We start from the raw sequence: 21,177 nt of genomic DNA on the forward strand, positions 1-21,177 counted from the left end.
CTACGACAAACCATAGTTTCATTTTTGTAAACATTTTATCACATAATCAATATAAAATAAATAAACAATGAAAATGAAAAAAATTGTCTGTATGCTTTTATTGATCCAAAGCGGATTTTTGATGGCACAAACAGCACAAACAGAAGAAACATTTGTTACTGTTAATGGTAAGAGGGTAAAAATTAATCCCAATTCAGTTAACAAAGCAGATAACGGATTAACAGCTGATAGTAGTAAGGTTCAATTAGGTGGAGCCTTATTAAAGCCTACTAAAATTACAACAACACAAAATAATACATTGACTATAGATGGTTTACAAGTTGGAGCATCTACTGACAATATTTTAGTGGCTGATACAAATGGAGTTTTAAAATGGGTTGTTAGGGATTCTATTGGAGATAATTTAGGAAACCATATTGCAACACAACCTTTAAACATACAATATTGGCCAATTAATGATGACGGAAAGGATGACTGGGGTTTGGCCTTTTCTAAAAATCCTGAAACGAATAAAAAAGTAGTTGCGATCGATGGAGCAGGTTTACGTGTTGATTTTTTAGATGATATAGAGATTAAAACACTAGAAAATGCTAATACATTAAAATTTGTTGCACTTGAACCTGGTTTGAATGAATTTAAAGTAATTGATTTGAAACAGGTAATGCAAAAATCTCAAGAATATTATATTGTTCCTGAAGTTGAACTTTCTGATACTAGTTCTACAGAACTCTTGCAATATCCACCAATACCAGGTCAATTAATTTATAATTCCAAATTGGATCGTGAAAAAGGAATCGATACAGGATTGTATTATTGGGGAGGCGATATGGATAATAGCGATACACCCACTTGGAATCCAGTAGGGAAAGATAACCTTGGTAATCATAAAGCAACTCAGAGTTTAGATATGGGGTCTCATCCTATTAATTCTGGAGGTGGTGACTGGGGATTAGAATTTACGAAAGGTGTAAATGATTTTGATCCGCTTACTACGGAAGATCGTTTAACCTTTAATCGTGCCCGCTTTGGAGAGTCATTTGTTATAATTGATCATTTGCCTTCTCTAAAACCAAATGATCCGACATTAATTAATCCAAATTTTCTTGATTTTGTTACACAAGATATTAGTGGAGCGCCATTAAGAAGTACAAAATTAGGCGAAATAATGGATGTTGCTCAAAATCAATATTTCATGCCTAAAGTTAGTCTTGCTAGTAATGATGTAGAACATGCAAAAGCTAATTTACTTCTAGAACCTCAAGATGGTCAGTTTGTATACAATACAAATCCTGATATGGAAAAAGGAAAAGGTGAAGGAATTTATTACAATAAAAGAGGCTATTGGGTTCCTGTTGTTTCAGAAGGTGCCGATAATTTAGGAAACCATACTGCAACACAAAATTTGAATATTGGAACTTTTAATATTAGTGGTGATGGTGGTGACTGGGGCTTCAGAGTCCTTAAGGGGTCAAGTGTTTTAGATCATGAAAATAAAGATTATTTATCTCAAGATCGCGCCACTTTTGAAAACGCATATGTCATAATGGAGCAATTACCAGAGTTAAAACCAAACGATACTACAGAAAGAGTACCTAATGGCTTTGATTTTGTTACACAAAATTCAAGTGGGGATATTTTACGAAGAACATCATTAAACGAGGTTATGGATGCTGCTCAAAATAAATATTTCATGCCTAAAATTAGTCTTGCTAATGATATTTCATCTGATGCTGAAGCAGATTTGCTTATATCAGCTAAAGATGGGCAGTTTGTATTTAATACGAATCCTGATATGGAAAATGGAAATGGGAAAGGAGTATATTATATGAATGATGGTAAATGGGTTTCAATGACAAAAGGACATTTAGTTAAGAGTGAAACTTTTGAAATTGGTCAAATGCCTGAATATGGTTATCCATTAAATACAGAAACAACAATAGCAGCTTCTACCCAGTCTATAGATGTAAAATATAAGTCTAGAATAGTTTTATCAGGAGTAGTAACGATAGGAGTAAAACATAATACTATGGGATCAGGGCATATCAAAATAAAACAAAATGGAACTTTGATACCAGATTTAATCAATAGTTTTAAATATTCAGTATTTAATCCTGCTGTAGATCTAAAAGCTGATATTGATAAAGATGCTAGTTTGACAACATCTACACATTTTGAAGTAATTATTGATGATGTTGAACCAGGAACTCATGAGTTTTCTATTGATATATATCCTAATTGGTCGGCACCAATTACGCCAGGAGAGTATGATCCTAAACATTATGTTCCAAATGATAGTTATATGACATATAAAGTATATAATCAATAGGTAAAACTTTACTAGAAAATAATAACCTTAAAAAAGAGATTGCTCCAAAAGCAATCTCTTTTTTGTTTACACAGAATAATTTTTATTGTAGAGTTTGGCGATTCTTCGTTCCAAAAAATGACAAGATTATGTTGAATTTATGATCGCTCTGCATGACATAAAATGAGAATAAAAACTCTCGAAGTCCCAATAGCTATCGGCATGGAATTAAGCAGATAAAAATACTTTTAATCTGTGTAATCTGTGGCATAAAAAAAATCTGCTCAATCTCCGATAAACTTAAAAAAAACTTTGCGCCCTAGCGCCTTCGCGGCAAATTTAAAAACTAAAAAAACGCCATGAAACCCAAAGGTCTCACAGCGTTTTCATCTCAAAAAATAAATAATTAACGGGTAATGTAACAGGTATTATTTCCAGCCTCCGCCTAGAGCGCGGTACAAATCTGTATTAGCTGTAAGTTGTTGTCTTTTAATATCAGCAAGTTCTAGTTCGCTTTGCAATAAATTAGCCTGAGCGGTTAAAACTTCCAGATATTCTGCCATACCGTTTTTAAATAAAAGGTTTGCATTTTTAATTGCTTGCTGCAATGTTTTTACCTTTTCTTTCAAAAAAGTTTCCTGCTGCTGTAATTTCTCTACTTTAACCAAAGCATCAGAAACTTCGCTTACAGCAACCAAAACCGATTGTCTAAAACTTAAAACAGCTTTTTCTCTTTCCGCAACAGCGATATTATATTGCGTTCTCACTCTTTTATTATTCAAAAGAGGTTGTGTTAATCCTCCCGCAACAGTTCCGAATAATGAAGCCGGAATGTTGAACCAATTGCTGGCTTCAAAAGAGTTTACACCGCCTTGAGCTGTAATTCTGAGAGCTGGGTATAAATCGGCTTTTGTGATGCCTACATTTGCGTTGGCAACTTTTAGAGCTAATTCGGCACTTTTCACATCAGGTCTTCTGCTTACTAAAGCAGATGGAATTCCAATTGCTGTATTTTGTTTTACTTCAAGTGCGCTTAATTTAACTGATCTTTCTTTAGAATTTGGAAAAGAACCCGTTAAAACACTCAAAGCATTTTCCTGAATCGCAATGTTTTGTTCCAATAATGGAATCAATTGCGCTGAGTTTAATTTCTGTGCTTCCGATTGTTGAATTGCTAAAGTAGTTACCTGACCAGCATCGTATTTTAATTTGATAATATTCGTTGTACTATCATTTAAACGAAGGTTTTGTCTGGCAATATCCAATTGCGCATCTAGCATCAAAAGATTGTAATATCCTCTAGAAACATTAGCGACAATATTCGTCTGCAATGCTTTTTTTACTTCTTCAGATTGAAGATATCCTGCGTAAGCCCCTTTCTTTTGGTTTCTGATCTTTCCCCAAATATCAGCCTCCCAAGAAAGAGAAGCTCCAGCAGAATAGTCGTCAATATGTTTAGCACCAATTGCCTGATTTAAGTTCAATCCCGTAAAACTATTGTCTGACGGATTGCTTGTGCTTGCGTTTACAAATAAATTAACTTGAGGCACATTTCCCCATTTTGACTGAGTAAAACGGTATTGTGCAATTTCGATGTTCTTTTCGGCAATCTGAAGGTCGTTGTTTCTCGCAACGGCGCTGTCAATTAATTTTATAATATCTTTTTCTGTAAAGAAGTTTTTCCACTCCACATCAGCAATACTGGTTGTATCACTCGAAACCGATGCATTCCTGAAATTCTCAGGAAATGCATCTTTTGGAGTTTCAATATCCTTCGAGACTTTACAGGATATTAAAGTCGTGATCAGAATGGCGAAGGTCACGATTTTGGTTATATGATTTTTCATTGTTTTTTTATTAAAATTCCTTTAACCCTATTAGGTGTAATTTTTTGAAACACATAGAAACATAGTTCTTTGTAGATTTAAAAAGGCGTTTCACTTGCTTAAATACACATAGTTCTATGTGTGGAAACTAGTTTTTTCTAATCTCTTTTTTCGACACAATCCCGAGGCTTCGGGACTATGTTTCTATGTGTTTAATTTTTTCTCAACAGATTATATCTCTGTACAAGTATCTTTTCTGGTTTCCAGATCTCTTGAGATTCTGTACGATATATATCCGATGCCAAATATGATGGCGACAAGAATGGTTGTTATATAGTTTTCCATTTATTATTTTTCTTCGTTATGAATTACAGCGATTGGTTTTCCGCTCACTTTTTCTTGTAAATGCTGGAAGATGATGAATAAAACAGGAATGATAAACAAACCTAGAATTACTCCTGAAAGCATCCCTCCAGCTGCCCCAATACTGATGGAGTGGTTACCTTGTGCAGATGGACCTTTGGCACTCATCATTGGCACTAAACCTACCACAAAAGCAAGAGACGTCATGATAATTGGTCGCAAACGTAATTTTGCTGCCATAATTGAAGCTGCTACTAAACCTTGTCCTGATCTTCTTCGCTGCGCCGCAAATTCCACAATCAAGATGGCATTTTTGGCGAGTAATCCAATCAGCATGACAAGAGCAACTTGTACGTAAATATTGTTTTCAATTCCAGTTAAACCAATAGCAACGAATACCCCAAAAATACCTGCAGGAATTGATAAAATAACTGCTAGAGGAAGGATATAACTCTCATACTGTGCAGCAAGTAGGAAATAAATGAATATCAAACACAGTAAGAAAATTGTAGCCGACTGCCCTCCTGAAGAAATCTCTTCACGCGTTTGGCCCGAGAATTCAAACCCGTAACCTGCAGGTAATTGTTGTGCTGCTACTTCTTCAATTGCTTTAATAGCATCTCCAGAACTAAATCCAGGTTTCGGAATCGCATTAATAGAAATTGAGTTAAATAAATTGTATCTAGAAGCGGTTTCTGAACCATAAATACGAGTTAGTTTTACTAATGTATTGATTGGCACCATTTCGCCTGTTTTGTTTTTCACAAAAACTCTGTCAATTGCTGTTGGATCTGCTCTGTCTTCGATATCGGCCTGAACAACCACACGGTAATATTTACCAAATCGGTTAAAGTCAGATGCCTGTGCGCTACCAAAGTAAGCCTGCATGGTTTGTAAAATGTCTTTTACATTAACACCCAATTGATTTGCTTTTTCGTCGTTAACTTCCAATTGCAATTGCGGATAATCTGCTTTGAAAGAAGTAAAGGCAACTGCAATTTCTGGACGTTTCATTAATTCGCCGATAAAGTTTTGAGAAATACCACTGAATTTATCCAGTTTTCCTCCTGTTTTATCCTGAAGAACTAAATCTAAAGCCTCAACGTTACTAAATCCAGGAACAGTTGGGAAACTGAATACGAAGAAACTTCCGCCAGAAATAGCGCCCAGTTTACCACGAACCTGATTCATGATTTCGTCAATGTTTTTTACTTCTCCACGCTCTTCGTTTGGTTTAAGCAATACGAATACAACCGCAGAAGATGGACTTGTAGAGTTGGTCAATAAGTTGAAACCTGAAATCGCTGTAACGAATCTTGAAGCGTCTAATGCTTTTAAAGTATTCTCAGCTTCAGTCATTACTTTTTGAGTTCCGTCTAATGATGTTCCAGATGGCGTATTTACTGCAATTGCAATAAATCCTTGATCTTCTGTTGGAATAAACCCTTGAGGGGTTGTTTTTACCATTACCACTGTTGCCAATGTAATTAAAGCCAATCCGCCTAAACTCAACCATTTTCTTCTGATTAAGAACTTAAGTCCGCCTGTGTAACGGTTTGTCAACGATTCGAAACTGCTGTTGAAAGCGCTAAAGAATTTCTCTTTAAATCCTTTTTTCACATAAGGCGCGTCGTGATCGTGAGCTCCGTGATTATCTTTTAAGAATAATGCGGCAAGCGCAGGGCTCAATGTTAAAGCATTTACAGCCGAAATTACAATTGCAATTGCCATTGTAAAGGCAAACTGACGATAGAAAACTCCTGTTGAGCCTTCCATAAAACCAACCGGCAGGAATACAGCAGCCATTACCAGCGTAATCGAGATAATAGCACCCGTTATTTCGTGCATTGCTTCATGGGTTGCGATTTTTGGAGACAAACGTTTATGCTCCATTTTCGCATGCACCGCTTCGACTACCACAATGGCATCATCGACCACAATACCAATCGCCAGAATTAATGCGAAAAGCGTTAAAAGGTTGATCGAAAATCCGAATAACTGCATGAAGAAGAACGTTCCTAAAATTGCTACAGGTACAGCAATGGCCGGGATTAATGTTGATCTAAAATCTTGCAAGAAGATAAATACCACAATAAATACTAGAATAAAAGCTTCTAATAATGTATGCTCAACTTGTTCAATAGATTGGTCAAGAGATACTTTTGTACTATAGAAAATATTGTGTTTGATACCTTTAGGAAAATCTTTAGAAGCTTTTTCCATCATTTTGTTAATGGCAATCTGAATATCATTTGAGTTAGATCCAGCTAACTGAATAACCCCAATTACAATTCCTTTTTTACCATTTAAACGAGTTAAACTGTTGTAAGAGTAAGCACCAAGTTCAACTCTCGCTACATCTTTTAAGCGAAGTACTGAGCCATCTGCATTAGAACGTATAGCAATATTTTCATAATCTTCTGGTTTCGTTAATTTCCCTTTGTATTTAATAACGTATTCAAAAACTTCTTTGCTTCGCTCTCCAAATTTCCCTGGAGCCGCTTCCAAACTTTTGTCTTGAATAGCGCCCATAACTTCGCTTGGCGTTACTTTATAAGTTGACATTTGTGTTGGATTCAACCAAACACGCATAGAGTAATCTTTTACACCACCAAAAATACTAGCAGAACCTACACCTGGAATACGTTTTAACTCCGGAATAATATTAATCTGTGCATAATTGGCAACAAAAGTCTGATCGTATTTTGATTCATCTTCGGTGTACATACCAATTGCCATGATGAAACTGTTTTGTTGTTTCGCCGTAACAATACCTTGCTGCACAACCTCGGCAGGCAATTGACTTGTCGCTTGTGCAACTCTGTTTTGTACGTTTACGGCAGCTTGGTCGGCATCAGTTCCTAGCTTAAAGAAAACGGTGATTGCCAAAGTACCGTCGTTACTCGCTGTAGAACTCATGTAGGTCATGTTTTCTACACCATTTATAGATTCTTCGATAGAAGGTGCCACAGAACGTAAAACCGTTTCTGCGTTAGCTCCAGGATATACCGCCGTTACCAAAACCGATGGAGGCGCAATATCAGGAAACTGTTGTAAAGGCAGTTTAGTTAAACCCAATACTCCCAGAATCACCAATAAAATGGAAATTACGGTTGCCAGTACAGGTCTTTGTATAAATATTTTGAACATTATTTCTTCTGATTATTTTTTATTAGTTACTTCGGCAACTTTAGTTGATTTTTCAGGCTGAATCGCTTGCCCGTCCTGAAGTTTGTCAATACCGCTTAACACGATTTGGTCGCCAGTTTTTACACCTTCTTTAATTAAATAATTGGTACCGCTTTTACCCACAACGGTAATAGGCATTTTAGTTACTTTGTTGTCTTTGCCTACAGTGAAAACAAATACTTTGTCCTGCATTTCAACTGTAGCCGACTGTGGAACTAAAATTGCATCGTCGTGCTGTAATCCTAAACGGATTCTTCCTGTGTTTCCAGAACGTAAGGTTCCGTTTGCATTTGGGAAAGTGGCTCTAATTGTGATGGCACCTGTAGTTTTATCAAACTGACCGTCAACCATATCGATTTTTCCTGTTTTTGGATAAGCACTGTTATCAGCCAAAATCAAAGTAACTGGAGGAAGTTTTTTGATTTTATCTCCTAATGAACTTCCTGCATATTGCTCTTTAAAGTGGATGAAATCTGTTTCACCTAAAGAAAAATAAGCATATACTTCATGAACATCAGATAAAGTTGTTAACGCTTCAACATCAGAAGCAGAAACTAAACTTCCTTGTTTTTTAGGCAGTCTTCCAATGTAACCGCTAACTGGAGCCGTAACATTTGTATATCCTAAATTAATTTTTGCAGAACCAACCATTGCCTTTGCTTGTTCGATATTCGCAGCAGCAATTTTTTGAGAAGCTTTAGCTGTTTTCAATTGGTAATCAGAAACTACTTTGTTTTGTACTAACGGAGTCAATTTATCAACTTCTAAATTCGCGTTGATCAAAGCCGCTTCTGCAGCGTGAAGACTTGCTAAAGCATTGTTTAACTGCTCACGATATGGACGTTCATTTATTTTGAATAAAGTTTGTCCTTTGCTTACATAAGCACCTTCGTCAACAAAAATTCGGTCAAGGTTTCCGCTTACTTGTGGGCGAATTTCAACGTCAACAGTTCCTTGTATAGAAGCTGGATATTCAGCATCAGTAGTTGTATTTGCACTTGTTATAGCCAACACAGGTAAAACCGGCGGCGGTGGAGCAGTAGGCGCCTGATTTTTGTCGCCACAGCTGCTTAATACTAAAGCCAGAATAAAACTGGTTATAATTACATTTTTCATTTTCATATTGGTTTTAATTGGTTGAACATTCTCTCGGATTAAATTTTTTGGTATTCTGGAATTCTCGGGATTCATATTTAATTAAATTAAATTATCTAACGTTGTTAAGTAAAAGTGCACAAACTTTCATACTTTTTATCTTTTTCAATGTGTTCTAAAATCACTATTAAAATATTTAACGGTGTTAAGTAAAAGTCTAAAAAAAAGGCTTTTATTACCTCGATTAAATTTTCTAACAGCGTTAAGTGAATGTTATAAAAAAAAGGATTTTATATTATCCAATTAAATTATTTTACACTGTTAAGTAAAAATTGAAAAAAATATTATTGTATAGATTTGATGATACCGCCAATGGCATCTTTCAAAATTTGAGCATTTATTGTTTCTAAAATATCACTTTTGTTAATGATGTTGATGGCGATTAAACCATGAATAACAGAAAAGAAAGTGAAATACTTTTGTTTAATGATATCTTGACTCGGATTGCTTTCTTTCATTACTTCAGCAATAACCTGAGTGAATAATTTGTAAGGTCCCTCTTGAGCCGAACATCGCTGTGCGCAACACGTCATTTGAACACCAAACATCAGCTGATACATTTCAGTATTAGTAAAAGCGAAGTCCCAGTAAGTCATCCACATGGCTTCCAATTGATCTTCGGGTTTTTCAAACTTATCTATTGCAACTTGCAATTCTTTAGTCAGTTTAATAAAACCTTTGCCAGTCAGTTCTTCTAAAATTGCTTCTTTATTTGAGAAATATTCATAAATAATAGGAGCAGTATATTCGATTCTGTCGGCAATTTTACGCATACTCAAACCATTCCAGCCTTCTTCTTTTACGATATCATAAGCAGCGCCAAGGATATTGTTCCTTGTCTCTTCTTTTTGTCTTAAAATTCGATCTTTGCTAGCCATTATATTCGAGTATTAAATCGTTTAACACTGTTAGGCAAATGTATGACGGTTTTTCTAATAATGAAATATTTTTATCATAATATTTTCTTATCGTGTCATAGATTAATGCAAAAAGCTTTAAGAACCCTTTATTTTATTGAGATTTCTTTTGGTGTGATTTTATTAAGGAGCACAACTTTTTCGTTTTTTAAGACCACTTGTCCTGCTCTTCACTATATCTTTTATGCCGAACCCCGGCATAAAAGGATGCCGTTTCGATCAGGGCTAGGTGAGAGCGTGTATTTTTTCATTAGAACTTTGTCAAAGTTTCAAACTTTGACAAAGTTGACAAGAACGATTCTCTTACCGCAAAATTCCGAAAGAATGAAATATTTATAGATTGTTGGTTACGCGGTTTACAAAAAAGCTCCAGCGGAGCGACATATTAATTATTGCAAATCCAAAAAATATTTCGCTCCGCTGGGGCTCTTGCAAAACGGAATTGATTTTTCTATAAATATTCCGTCCCTCTGGGACTTGCTATAGAATACAATTTTAACGTTCGGTTTGTCATCCTGAGGAACGAAGGATCACACTCGAATATCGACAAAGATTGGAATTTCACAAATAAATAAAGCTCAAAATTCTCATCCCGCAAAATTCCGGAGGAATGAAATATTTATAGATTGTTGGATACACGGTTTGCAAAGAGCTCCAGCGGAGCGACATATTAATTATTGTAAATCCAAAAAATATTTCGCCCCGCTGGGGCTCTTGCAAAACGGAATTGATTTTTCTATAAATATTCCGTCCCGCTGGGACTTGCTGTAGAATGCAATTTTAGCATTCAGTTTGTCATCCTTAGGAACGAAAGATCATACGAGCAAATCGACAAAGATTAGAATTTCACAAATAAATAAAGCGTAAAATTCCGGAGGAATGAAATATTTATAGGTTTATGGATACGCGGTTTACAAAAGAGCTCCAGCGGAGCGACATATTAATTATTGCAAATCCAAAAAATATTTCGCTCCGCTGGGGCTCTTCTAAATTGGAATTAATTGTTTATAAATATTTCGTCCCGCTGGGACTTTTGCAGAATACAATTTTGGCGTTCAGTTTGTCATCCTGAGGAACGAAGGATCACACTCGTAAGTCGACAAAGATTAGATTCCACGCGTAGTTTGTCATCCCGACGAAAGGAGGGATCTCCATAAGTAGCTCCGCAAAGATTGTCAATTATGATTGCGGAATTCCTAGTGTGATCCTTCGTTCCTCAGGATGACAAAAACTCGAATACAGCCATCTGTATTCAATTTTTTTCGTAACATTACAATAAAAAAAATGAAACCTCTAACTATCCTAAAGACCACAATCGCTGTTTTATTTTTCCAGCAAACCTTTTCTCAGGAAACAAAAAAAGAAACCGTAACACCACAATACACAATCGAAAACTGTGTCAATCATTTTGATATAAACAAAGCCACCAAAACCAAAGTAGGTTATCAATATTGGTTTGCAGACAAAGATTTTACTCAAGAAAACACTTTAAAAATGAGCATTGTCGAACCTGGAAAATCAACACACGCGCCGCATCACCATCCTGAAGAAGAATTTTTCTACATCTTAGAAGGAACAGCCGAATTCTTCCTTAACGGAAAAACTGTTACAGCTGGTCCAAATACAAGTTTCTATTGTCCGCCAAATGCCGAACACGGAATTAGTAATGCAGGAAAAACAGATTTGAAATATTTAGTTATTAAAAAGGATTTGAGATAGTTTGGTTTCTTGTATTTTGAATTTTTTGGTTGTGTTTAACGGAATTTAATTAGCATTTAAGATACCATTAATCTGCATGCATTTCAAAATAATTGGAAGCCATTTCTACAATTGCCTCTTTTGTTGTAAAACTATATTGAACTCCATGATTGAGTGTATAGGAATCTCCAAGTTCAGGATAATGCTGTTTTCCATCGATTTGAAAGGGATCTAGAACCGACAGCCAAAGATTGCGATGCCGATCTTTGAAATAAAACTGATCTCTATCTGAAACGACTAAGATCGTCCCATTGTTATCGTCAAGAATTGAAGTGTAGTTACTGCTTTCATAATCGCCCAAAATAGTAATATTGGTATTGTATTTTTGGGACATTATTTTTGCAATTTTCTTTTTTAACGGCATAAGAAGTGGTATTTAATTGGTCTGGAAGACAGTAAATTTAAAACCGCAGGATTTATGAATATTACCCCTAAAAGTTTTTTTTATATTAAAATAAGGTTTTTTTGCTCGATAATTTGAGTGAAGCTTTGAATACTTATTTTCGACTAGAAGCATACATAAGTTTCAATAAAATAAAAAACCTCGATCTTATGAATCAAGGTTTTGTTTTAAAATCTTTGTTTTTCAATGCGTTATCTATAATTCTAATGTAATCAAATAAAGAATGAAAGCAAGTAGTATTGATCCAATTCCAACTATCAGTATTGGATCGACTATATCAAAAAGTTTTGGTTTTTTAGGAAGAGAATATACAATGGCTGTCAAAATAGTGATCGAAAACAAAATCAGAAAAATCCTTTTTCCTCCTCCAGTGTCTACTTCATTTCTGCATCTAAGATCGAGGTATTCTTTATCATTTTTTATGAGCGAATGAATTTCACAGGAATTTTGCGTGTTGAAATCATTCAAATCATTTTTTAAAATAGCAATTGAGATAGTATCTCCAGTTTTTATTTCATTTATAACTTCTTCATCATTAACACAACTATAGTCATAACCAGTAATCTCAAAAGTACTTTGATTATTAATGCAATTAAATTCTATCCATTTTCTGCTTCTTTTTCCTTTTCTTTCTTTGAATTTAGGAGCGTTCGAAATGATCAGGTTTTCATAAACTTCAAGGTCTGATTTTTCTATGGCATAACTTCCGCTAATGACTTTGATAAAAAAATAAGTTCCGAAAATGAGACACAATACAGATACAACTAAATAACCTTTTTGTTTTTCTTCCCAATCACTAATGCTGTTAATCATATTAAAGTTTGTGATATTTTGTATTCAAAAATAGGAATATTTTTGTAGAGATTTTGGGTTTAGAATTGTTGGTGTTTTTGTTGTGCTTTGTTGTCAGTCTGAGCGAAGTCGAAGACCGCATTAGTAGCTCTACAAAGATTGGCGATTATAGGAGCGGGGCTTCGACTTCGCTCAGCCTGACAAATGTTTACGTGCAGCTTGTCATCCTGAGGAACGAAGGATCACACGCGCATATCGACAAAGATTGTCGATTTAGATTGCGGGGCTTCGACTTCGCTCAGCCTGACAAATGTTTACGAGTAGTTTGTCATCCTGAGGGACGAAGGATCACACACGCATATCGACAAAGATTGTCGATTTAGATTGCGGGGCTTCGACTTCGCTCAGCCTGACAAATGTTTACGAGTAGTTTGTCATCCTGAGGGACGAAGGATCACACACGCATATCGACAAAGATTGACGATTTAGATTGCGGGGCTTCGACTTCGCTCAGCCTGACAAATGTGTACGTGTAGTTTGTCATCCTGAGGGACGAAGGATCACACATGTATTTCGACAAAGATTATCAACTCACTTTGCGGAGTTTCTCGCGAAGATTTGCTTCGCCTATTCGCTATCGCTCGGGTCTCCTTACGTCGAAATGACAAAAATGCGATAAATCCCTGCTGAAATATAGATTTCTTATATTTGATAAAAGCAATATATTAATTGAAAGAAAAATCCTTCTTTTAAAATAATTTTCTCTACATTTGAAGTTCTTAAATCTTCACATTTAAAATAAAGTAAAAATTTGCCTTTTATGGTTTGACAAGTAATTCTAGCTACAGTGTCTTACCAAACAGGCTTTAATTCACTAAATGGAAGAATGAAAACAAACACCCTTTCCAAAGAAGCCGAAACAAGGCTGATTGATTTTTTTAACCATATTATAGATCCCGAAGATATGGCTAAAATCTTAAGACAAGTAAATTGCATTTTAGCTCTCGGCGTAATGCGACAACACGAAACCCTCCAAATTGGACTAACCAATTTTGAAGACAATTATTATTGGCTCAATGAATTGGCGGAGATTTTGAATCCTTATTTGAGTGCGGAGTAGAGATTTTTTAAATGGAAAAACCTCGACTTTTTTAAGATCGAGGTTTTATTTTAATGTATCATTTATCTGTCGTGCCAATAAGAACTAAATTATTTTTGCAAATATATTTTTTGTCATTTCTACTGCATCTCCCAATTCATTAATTATTAAATCTAACACTTCAATATATTGTTTTTTTGCTTCTTTCAAAGTCGAATGATTATTTGGCATACTACTAACTGTATCTCTTAGATTAATAAAAGTGTTTAATGCATAATCAATTTGATTTGGCACTTGCTCAATGAAATTTACATCATCTACAAAATCTTCTAATCTAAAGTTCAGGAACTGCATGCCTATTATAAGCTTTTCAAATCCACTGATTCCAATAGAATATAATTGAGAAAATAATTCAATCTCTGTCTCAGATCTTCGGGCAGTTAAATTCATTGATTTTCCTAAAGCTTTATAGGTATTTATTAATTCTGCGTTTAAATCTGGCGATTTCTTTTCAATAAAATGGTTTAATTTTTCTGTTAAGCGATTTGTTTCTGTTGTTTGTGAATTTAGAAAAGCACTTATATTATTTATACATATTGTAGCATCAGTAATAGACTTTATGTCTTCATTGATTTCATCAATATCATTCGAATCTACTCTGCCTCTGAAGACATCGAACTTCTTCTCATTTTTAAGAGATAAAATTTGAACAAGTCTGCTTTCTGATTTTTCATTAAGTTTTTGTTTTAATGGAATCTCAATTTTCCATCTTTTTTTACTTTTCTTTAAGTTTTCGGTCGTTATTGCTTGCCAATAGGTTTCATCTTCATTTGGTAAATGAGCAACAAGGATTATGGGGATGTTTAGATTTAACCAGTAATTATAATGGACATTGCTAACATAATAGGTCAAACCTTTTTCAGTTTTATAAAAATTGCCCAAACCACTCTTAATTTGAATCGCAATAAATTTCCCCGTGGGTTCTCCATTTTGAACTTGCTCTATTATTCCATCTATTCCCACATCAGCAATAGATTGTTCTCTAAAAATCCAACCAAGATTTTTAGTTATAATTCTTTCTGTTGCATTAACACCTATTCTTTCTGTAGGATCAAATCTTTTCATGTTTTTAAATCTTGAATTTAATGCTTTTTTATAAAAAAAATGATTTTATTGTTTATCAAAAACTTTTCTCTGGTTCCTTAATCACTATTTTCTTGTACTAATTATATAGACTTGTTCAAAAAGGGAATCTCTATCTTTTTTATTTTCTTCATAATTAAAATTAGTGTCTGAAAATATAATTTTTAAATTCAATCCTTCAATCAAAAAGGTTGGAGGTAAATTATGAATTATTCTGAAATCAGTCAAAAATTTATTTTCATTATTTTCCCATTCAGACCCTGTTCCTGAATACCAGTTATAAAATATGTGTAATTGCTCGTAATTGGAAAGTATTGATCTAAGTACTCTTAAATAATTTCTTTTCTCATGATAACTTAGAAAATCATTATTAGCCACATATTTAACTAGAGAGTACAGTTGTCTAATTATCAGTGATAATTTCGTTTCCATACCCTTAAAGGGAATATGATTGAATTTTATTCCGTACTTTTCAATAAAGATTAAGTATGAATAATGATAATTTTCAAATAGTAGGTCTTGAAATAATGTATCATATTCTTTAATGTCTAATTTTTCCAAAAGGGTTGATACTTCTAAATCTTCTTCATTAGTTAAAGTCTTATTTTGCTCTTTGTCTTTAATGATATATCTATATATACTATCTAAAATATCATCCAGTTCTAGAAAATCTTTTTTACGTATATTATATTTATCGCTAAGAAATAGAATGTTTTTTTCTTCAAAGAAAAATTTTCTGCCCATATAAAAAATTTTATAGGCAATTTTGAATTTAATTTCAATTGGTTTGTCTGTCAATATATTAGATACTATAAAATAGATAAATTTTATTTCCTTATCTAATTCGTAGAAAACTTTACGGCCTGTTAGTGTACTACCATTTTTTAAGGGTAAGTATATATTATTAATTTCTTCTTTTGCTAAATTTAGTCTTTCATAAAATTGTGACTCAAATTGTTGAATTGTGAATTGTTCTTGTACCTGTTGATTGGCTATAAATTGCGCATAAAAAGCAAGTGATGCTGCAATTATCCCAATAAAGGCAATTATTGGGTTCAGAATACCACCAATTAAATCGCCATATGGACCAATTTTTCCGTAGTCTACAGTTGTTAGATTAGGATTGACCAATAAATCATTAGTAAAATTTAAAATTATTGCTAATAGAAATGCAGATATTGCTAATAAACATAAGGAAATAATAACTGTTGAGCTTTTTTTATTTTTAGCGTTTTTTCCAAATTTATGTAATAAGAAATAGCCTGAAAAGAAAAATGCAATAGCTGCAATGACTGAAGATAAAAAAGAAAAAAAAATCATGTTTTGGTTTTAATAAATTTTAGGATTTATTCGATTGGAAATTTAAGTACTATCTATCGAATAATTTTACGGAAAACCGTAAGATTATAAATTAAGATTTTATTTAGATGAGTTCTTTTCAGATTATTCTTTAATTAGAAAAGTTAGAAATACAATTAGGTTTTGGTAAACGTAGTAACAAAAAAAGGACAGTCCCTCCAATTAAAGAAGAACTGCCCTTTTAGGCAAATTTTTAAATTTGCATTCCTAAGAATGCGTACAGTTTTTGGTAATCACTAAATTGAAGACTAAACGCAGGTTATTCGTTTATGGTATCGCCTTCCTTAGTTTCTTCGCTGGCAATTTTTACCAGTTTATCGTTTGGAGTCAAATCGCCGAAAATTTCAATTTTATCTTCGATTTCTCTTCCTTTTTTAATGTCAACTCTTGTCGCTTTGTGGTTTACTACTTTTACCACATAAATTCCTTCTGCAGAACTTACTACTGCCGATTTTGGCACTACAAATGTGCTGTCTTTCGCGTTAAGCGGTAATAAAACTTCGGCAACCATTCCTGGCAATAAATTTCCTTTGGTGTTGTGAACGTCCATTTCAACTCTTTCAGAACGTAATTTTAAATCTAAAGCGCCAGACATTCTGGTAATTTTAGCTGTAAAAGTATCTGGTAACGATTTTACATTAAAACTCATTTCGTCGCCTGGGTGTAAATATCCTGTGTACAATTCTGGAACAGAAACCGCCAAACGTAATTTGCTTTGTTCCTGAATCGTCAATAAAGGCAAATCTGAACCTTTTCCTGCTGGGCCAACAAATGTTCCTAAATTCACATTTCTAGCTGCTACAACACCATCAAAAGGAGCACGAATTTCCAGATAACCTCTCATAATCGAGATTTCTTTGTGTGCTGCAATTGCTGCTTGGTATTGTGCATAATCAGAATTCTTTTTACCGCTTGCCATTTCTAAATCGTTTTTAGAAATCGTTCCTTCCACTTTGCTTGTTTCGTACAAACGGTTGTAAGTGCTTTTGCTGGTTGCGTAAATCGCTTCCATAGATTTCAATCTCGATTCGGCTGCTACTACTTGCGAGCTTATTTCTGGCGCTTCTAAAACAATTAAAAGCTGTCCTTTTTTTACTTTCGTACCAATATCAACTTTTAAAGTTTTTACGAAACTGCTCACTTTTGCGTACAAATCAACTTGTTGGAAACCGGTTAATTCAGCTGGTAAACGCAATTCGGTTGTTAGTTTTTCTTTCGATAAAAGGAAAGTTTCAATTTTAGGTTCTATTTCTGCTTTCGCAGTTTCTTCTTTTTTCTTTTCACAGCTTAGTACAACTAAAGCTGTAAATAGTATCGCTGTAGATTTTATAATGTTGCTTTTCATTTTTTGGTTTTATATAATGAATATATTTTTAATTCTTTGGGAGTAATTATTTTAACACATAGACACATAGCTTTTCTTTGTGCATAAAAGGCGTTTCACTTTTTTAAATACATCTCGAAGCTTCGGGACTATGTGTGAAAACTAGTTTTTTCTTTTACCTTTTTTTATTAAAACTAAAATCTATGTTTCTATGTGTTTAAAAAAAAATTACACTCAACGAGTTATGACTTTCCAACTTTCGACTTACTTATTGATGAGATATAATGGATACTTTCTTCGTCTTCAGGATCTAAAGAAACAGATTGTGTCGATGTTTTTTCTTGTGCCCACGCAAATATCTGCGGAAGGATTAATAATACGGCAAAAGTAGAAAATAATAATCCGCCAATAACCGCTCTTCCTAACGGAGAAACCTGATCGCCTCCTTCGCCGTGTCCAATTGCCATTGGTAACATTCCCGCAATCATCGCAACAGATGTCATGATAATCGGACGAAGACGCAACGCAGCAGCTTCACGCGCAGATTCTAAGGCATTTCCGTTTATTTTTCGAAGCTGTTCAGCATTCGTGACCAAAAGTACGGCGTTTGCAATAGAAACCCCAACCGACATGATGATTCCCATATACGATTGTAAATTTAATGTAGAACCAGTAATAGTAAGCATTAATAAAGCGCCTAAAACTACCGCAGGAACCGTTGTTAAAATTACCAGCGAAACTTTGAACGATTGGAAATTAGCAGCCAACATTAAGAAGATTACAAAAATGGCAACCAATAATCCTGTTTGTAAACTGCTTAATGTTTCGGTCAATACAGTACTTAGTCCAATTGGCGTAATAAACAAACCACGAGGCAATTCGCCTAAAGAACTAATTGTTTTGTCAACATCTTTTGTAGCCGTACCTAAATCGGTTTGGTAGATGTTTGCTGTAACGGTAATGTATGGCATGGCTCCTAAATTGTCATTTTCACCGCTTACAAAGCCCGGTGTAATTTTGGCAACATCACTTAAAACAGGACGAAGCGAATTTTTCAATACTGGAATTTCTCCAATATCAGTTTTGCTTTTCATTTTATTTAATGGCACTTGAACCTGAACAGAATATGATAATCCTGCTTTTTCATCGACCCAGTTATTTTTTTCTGTATAACGAGAAGATGAAGTTGAAGCCACAAGCGAACGCGAGATATCGTTCATATCAACTCCTAATTCAGCAGCACGGGTTCGGTCAATATCAATATTCATTGCTGGATAATGAATTGGCTGACCAATTTGAACGTCTCTGAAATATGAAATCGCTTTTAGTTTGTCTACAATTTGAGTAGCGTATAATTCATTTTTCTTTTTGTCTTTTCCGGCAACTCGAATCTCGATTGGAGTAGGAGAACCTTGACTTAAAACTTTATCTGTCAATTCGATTGGCTCAAAAGAAAGTTTAGTATCAGGAAGCACTTTTTTAAGTCTTGCTCTAAACTCGTCTTTAAAGTCATCCATGTCTGCCTCATAGTCTTTCAAACTCACTTGGAAAACCGCTTCGTGAGAACCCGCCATGAAAAGATAAATCGGGTTGATCGAGAATAGAGAAGGGTGCTGACCGACATAAACAGAAGAAATTCCGATATGATCTTTGCCCACCATTTTTTCCAGTTCTTTTAAAACAATTCTGGCTTGTTCTTCGGTTCTTTCCAAACGCGTTCCATCAACAGCACGCATTCTCAGCTGAAACTGGCTTGAATTGGTTCTTGGGAAAACGTCTTTTCCAATTAAACTAATAAATACTACAGCGAGAATAATAGATCCTGTTAAATAAACAATTGTCGTAACTTTTTTATGAACAAACAAACGATCTAAAGTTCGCATGAAACGATTTCTGAACTTTTCGAAACCGCTTACTTTTCCGTCGTCGTTGAAATCTTCTCTTTCAACCAAATCTTTTTTCTGACCAATTAAATTTTGTTCAGATTCTGGTGTTAAACCACAGTCATTAAATTCAGCTTCGTCATCAGTAATTTCTGGTCCGTGCGCATGTTTTTCATGTCCTTTCATCATCCAGTTGGCCATTACAGGTACAAATGTCTGCGAAAGCAAGAATGAAATTACCATTGAGAATCCAATTGCTAAAGCTAAAGGAAGAAACAATGCTCCCGGAATACCAACCATTGTAAATGCTGGCGCAAATACAGCTAGAATACAAAGAAGAATCAATAATTTAGGTAAAGCAATTTCCTGACAGGCATCCCAAATAGCGAGTGCCTTGGGTTTTCCCATATCGAGATGCTGGTGAATATTTTCGATCGTTACCGTACTTTCATCCACCAAAATACCAATTGCCAAAGCTAATCCTGATAAGGACATTAAGTTGATGGTTTGTCCGAATAATTTTAGGAATAAAACTCCAGAAATAATCGAAATCGGAATCGTCATAATTACAATTAAAGCCGCACGACGGTCACCTAAGAATAATAAAACCATTAATCCTGTTAGAACCGCCCCGATAATTCCTTCAGTAATCAAACTTTTAACCGAGTTGATTACATAAACCGATTGGTCAAATTCATACGTAATGTTTACATCTTCAGGAAGAGTACTTTGAATTTTTGGAAGTTCTTTTTTCAATTTCTGAACCACATCCCATGTTGAAGCGTCTCCCGCTTTTGCAATACTAATATAAACCGAACGTTTTCCGTTTACCAAAGCATAACCTGCCGTAATATCGGCACCGTCTTTTACATTGGCAACATCGCCTAGTTTTAAGTTTTGAACACCGCCTTTGAATAACGGAATCTGCTCAAAATCTTTAATTTCTTTAATCGTATTATTGGTTGGCGTAATATAGTTTTTGTCGCCCATACGTACGTTACCAGATGGAGCCGTTTGGTTGTTTAAACGAATCGCTTCCACGATTTGATCTGGCGTCATATTATGAGAACGCAATAAATCTGGATCTACGTTTACCTCAATAGTTCTTGGACTTCCTCCAAATGGAGCAGGCGATAATAAACCAGGAATTGCAGTAAACGAAGCACGAACATAAACGTTGGCTAAATCCTGTAATTCGTTGTTTGAACGTATTTTACTGCTCAAAACCAATTGTCCAATTGGAAGCGAAGAAGCATCAAAACGAATGATAAATGGAGGCTGAGTTCCAGGAGGAAAAGCCGCCTGGATTCTGTTAGAAAGTGCACTTAACTCGGCAGCAGCCTGAGCCATGTTCGTACCTTCATAATAGGTTAATTTCATAATCATTAACCCTTGAATATTTTTGGTTTCTACGGATTTGATACCGTTCGAGAAAGGTAAAACGTTTACGTAGTTTTTGGCAAAATAAGCTTCCATTTGGTCTGGCGTATAACCTCCAAACGGATGCGCAATATAGATAACCGGCAAATTCATTTTTGGTAAAATATCTACCTTAATGTCTTTGATGGCACCAATTCCGAAGAAAAATAGACCCGCAACCAATACTAAAATGGAAATGGGTTTGCGGAGTGCAAAACGTATTAAATTCATTAGGATTTATA

Annotated in this window: 13 protein-coding genes; 3 read left to right on the top strand and 10 right to left on the bottom strand. The window is 34.7% G+C overall.

What is annotated here, in order from left to right; genetic code table 11:
* Nucleotides 1-67 precede the first annotated feature (67 nt).
* Nucleotides 68-2,326 (top strand): hypothetical protein, encoded by a 2,259-nt coding sequence (locus DM444_RS18710; protein WP_111289438.1) that lies wholly within the window; start codon nt 68-70, stop codon nt 2,324-2,326.
* A 407-nt stretch (nt 2,327-2,733) separates the two neighbouring features.
* Here the strand turns inward: DM444_RS18710 and DM444_RS18715 are convergent, their stop codons facing one another.
* The 4 genes from DM444_RS18715 to DM444_RS18730 form a co-directional block, all read right to left on the bottom strand.
* Nucleotides 2,734-4,152, bottom strand: a complete 1,419-nt coding sequence (locus DM444_RS18715; RefSeq protein ID WP_111289440.1) for a TolC family protein — start codon at nt 4,150-4,152, stop codon at nt 2,734-2,736.
* A 327-nt stretch (nt 4,153-4,479) separates the two neighbouring features.
* Nucleotides 4,480-7,644, bottom strand: a complete 3,165-nt coding sequence (locus DM444_RS18720) for an efflux RND transporter permease subunit (protein WP_111289442.1) — start codon at nt 7,642-7,644, stop codon at nt 4,480-4,482.
* A 12-nt stretch (nt 7,645-7,656) separates the two neighbouring features.
* Complete coding sequence (locus tag DM444_RS18725) at nt 7,657-8,874, bottom strand: efflux RND transporter periplasmic adaptor subunit (RefSeq protein ID WP_111289444.1); 1,218 nt, start codon at nt 8,872-8,874, stop codon at nt 7,657-7,659.
* Between the two features lie 248 nt (nt 8,875-9,122).
* Nucleotides 9,123-9,716, bottom strand: a complete 594-nt coding sequence (locus DM444_RS18730) for a TetR/AcrR family transcriptional regulator (protein ID WP_111289446.1) — start codon at nt 9,714-9,716, stop codon at nt 9,123-9,125.
* Between the two features lie 1,323 nt (nt 9,717-11,039).
* On the opposite strand from DM444_RS18730, the gene DM444_RS18735 reads away from it, so the two are divergent.
* Nucleotides 11,040-11,474, top strand: a complete 435-nt coding sequence (locus DM444_RS18735) for a cupin domain-containing protein (RefSeq protein WP_111290122.1) — start codon at nt 11,040-11,042, stop codon at nt 11,472-11,474.
* A gap of 67 nt (nt 11,475-11,541) precedes the next feature.
* On the opposite strand, the gene DM444_RS18740 is transcribed toward DM444_RS18735, so the two are convergent.
* Together DM444_RS18740 and DM444_RS18745 are read right to left on the bottom strand one after the other, a co-directional pair.
* Nucleotides 11,542-11,877: a hypothetical protein gene (locus DM444_RS18740; RefSeq protein WP_111289448.1), complete on the bottom strand. Its 336-nt coding sequence runs from the start codon at nt 11,875-11,877 to the stop codon at nt 11,542-11,544.
* 234 nt (nt 11,878-12,111) lie between these two features.
* A complete protein-coding gene (locus tag DM444_RS18745; protein WP_111289450.1) occupies nt 12,112-12,729 on the bottom strand; it encodes a hypothetical protein in 618 nt (205 codons plus the stop codon).
* Between the two features lie 865 nt (nt 12,730-13,594).
* Here DM444_RS18745 and DM444_RS18750 point away from each other — a divergent pair.
* Complete coding sequence (locus DM444_RS18750) at nt 13,595-13,828, top strand: hypothetical protein (RefSeq protein WP_111290124.1); 234 nt, start codon at nt 13,595-13,597, stop codon at nt 13,826-13,828.
* An 84-nt stretch (nt 13,829-13,912) separates the two neighbouring features.
* Here DM444_RS18750 and DM444_RS18755 read toward each other — a convergent pair whose 3' ends face one another.
* The 4 genes from DM444_RS18755 to DM444_RS18770 form a co-directional block, all read right to left on the bottom strand.
* Complete coding sequence (locus DM444_RS18755) at nt 13,913-14,932, bottom strand: DUF4365 domain-containing protein (RefSeq protein WP_111289452.1); 1,020 nt, start codon at nt 14,930-14,932, stop codon at nt 13,913-13,915.
* Nucleotides 14,933-15,016: 84 nt separating this feature from the next.
* A complete protein-coding gene (locus DM444_RS18760) occupies nt 15,017-16,270 on the bottom strand; it encodes a putative phage abortive infection protein (RefSeq protein WP_111289454.1) in 1,254 nt (417 codons plus the stop codon).
* Nucleotides 16,271-16,568: 298 nt separating this feature from the next.
* Complete coding sequence (locus tag DM444_RS18765) at nt 16,569-17,654, bottom strand: efflux RND transporter periplasmic adaptor subunit (RefSeq protein ID WP_111289456.1); 1,086 nt, start codon at nt 17,652-17,654, stop codon at nt 16,569-16,571.
* A 221-nt stretch (nt 17,655-17,875) separates the two neighbouring features.
* Nucleotides 17,876-21,166 carry an efflux RND transporter permease subunit gene (locus DM444_RS18770; RefSeq protein WP_111289458.1) on the bottom strand — a complete coding sequence of 1,097 codons (3,291 nt, stop codon included), beginning with the start codon at nt 21,164-21,166 and terminating at the stop codon, nt 17,876-17,878.
* Nucleotides 21,167-21,177: the final 11 nt, after the last annotated feature.

The organism is Flavobacterium ginsenosidimutans, assembly GCF_003254625.1.
GTDB classification, from domain to species: Bacteria; Bacteroidota; Bacteroidia; order Flavobacteriales; family Flavobacteriaceae; genus Flavobacterium; species Flavobacterium ginsenosidimutans.

Excerpts from the sequence above, each read along its gene's own strand:
- DM444_RS18710 (WP_111289438.1), top strand. The coding sequence starts at position 68 with ATGAAAATGAAAAAAATTGTCTGTATGCTTTTATTGATCCAAAGCGGA.
- DM444_RS18715 (WP_111289440.1), bottom strand. The coding sequence starts at position 4,152 with ATGAAAAATCATATAACCAAAATCGTGACCTTCGCCATTCTGATCACG.
- DM444_RS18720 (WP_111289442.1), bottom strand. The coding sequence starts at position 7,644 with ATGTTCAAAATATTTATACAAAGACCTGTACTGGCAACCGTAATTTCC.
- DM444_RS18725 (WP_111289444.1), bottom strand. The coding sequence starts at position 8,874 with ATGAATCCCGAGAATTCCAGAATACCAAAAAATTTAATCCGAGAGAAT.
- DM444_RS18730 (WP_111289446.1), bottom strand. The coding sequence starts at position 9,716 with ATGGCTAGCAAAGATCGAATTTTAAGACAAAAAGAAGAGACAAGGAAC.
- DM444_RS18735 (WP_111290122.1), top strand. The coding sequence starts at position 11,040 with ATGAAACCTCTAACTATCCTAAAGACCACAATCGCTGTTTTATTTTTC.
- DM444_RS18740 (WP_111289448.1), bottom strand. The coding sequence starts at position 11,877 with ATGCCGTTAAAAAAGAAAATTGCAAAAATAATGTCCCAAAAATACAAT.
- DM444_RS18745 (WP_111289450.1), bottom strand. The coding sequence starts at position 12,729 with ATGATTAACAGCATTAGTGATTGGGAAGAAAAACAAAAAGGTTATTTA.
- DM444_RS18750 (WP_111290124.1), top strand. The coding sequence starts at position 13,595 with ATGAAAACAAACACCCTTTCCAAAGAAGCCGAAACAAGGCTGATTGAT.
- DM444_RS18755 (WP_111289452.1), bottom strand. The coding sequence starts at position 14,932 with ATGAAAAGATTTGATCCTACAGAAAGAATAGGTGTTAATGCAACAGAA.
- DM444_RS18760 (WP_111289454.1), bottom strand. The coding sequence starts at position 16,270 with ATGATTTTTTTTTCTTTTTTATCTTCAGTCATTGCAGCTATTGCATTT.
- DM444_RS18765 (WP_111289456.1), bottom strand. The coding sequence starts at position 17,654 with ATGAAAAGCAACATTATAAAATCTACAGCGATACTATTTACAGCTTTA.
- DM444_RS18770 (WP_111289458.1), bottom strand. The coding sequence starts at position 21,166 with ATGAATTTAATACGTTTTGCACTCCGCAAACCCATTTCCATTTTAGTA.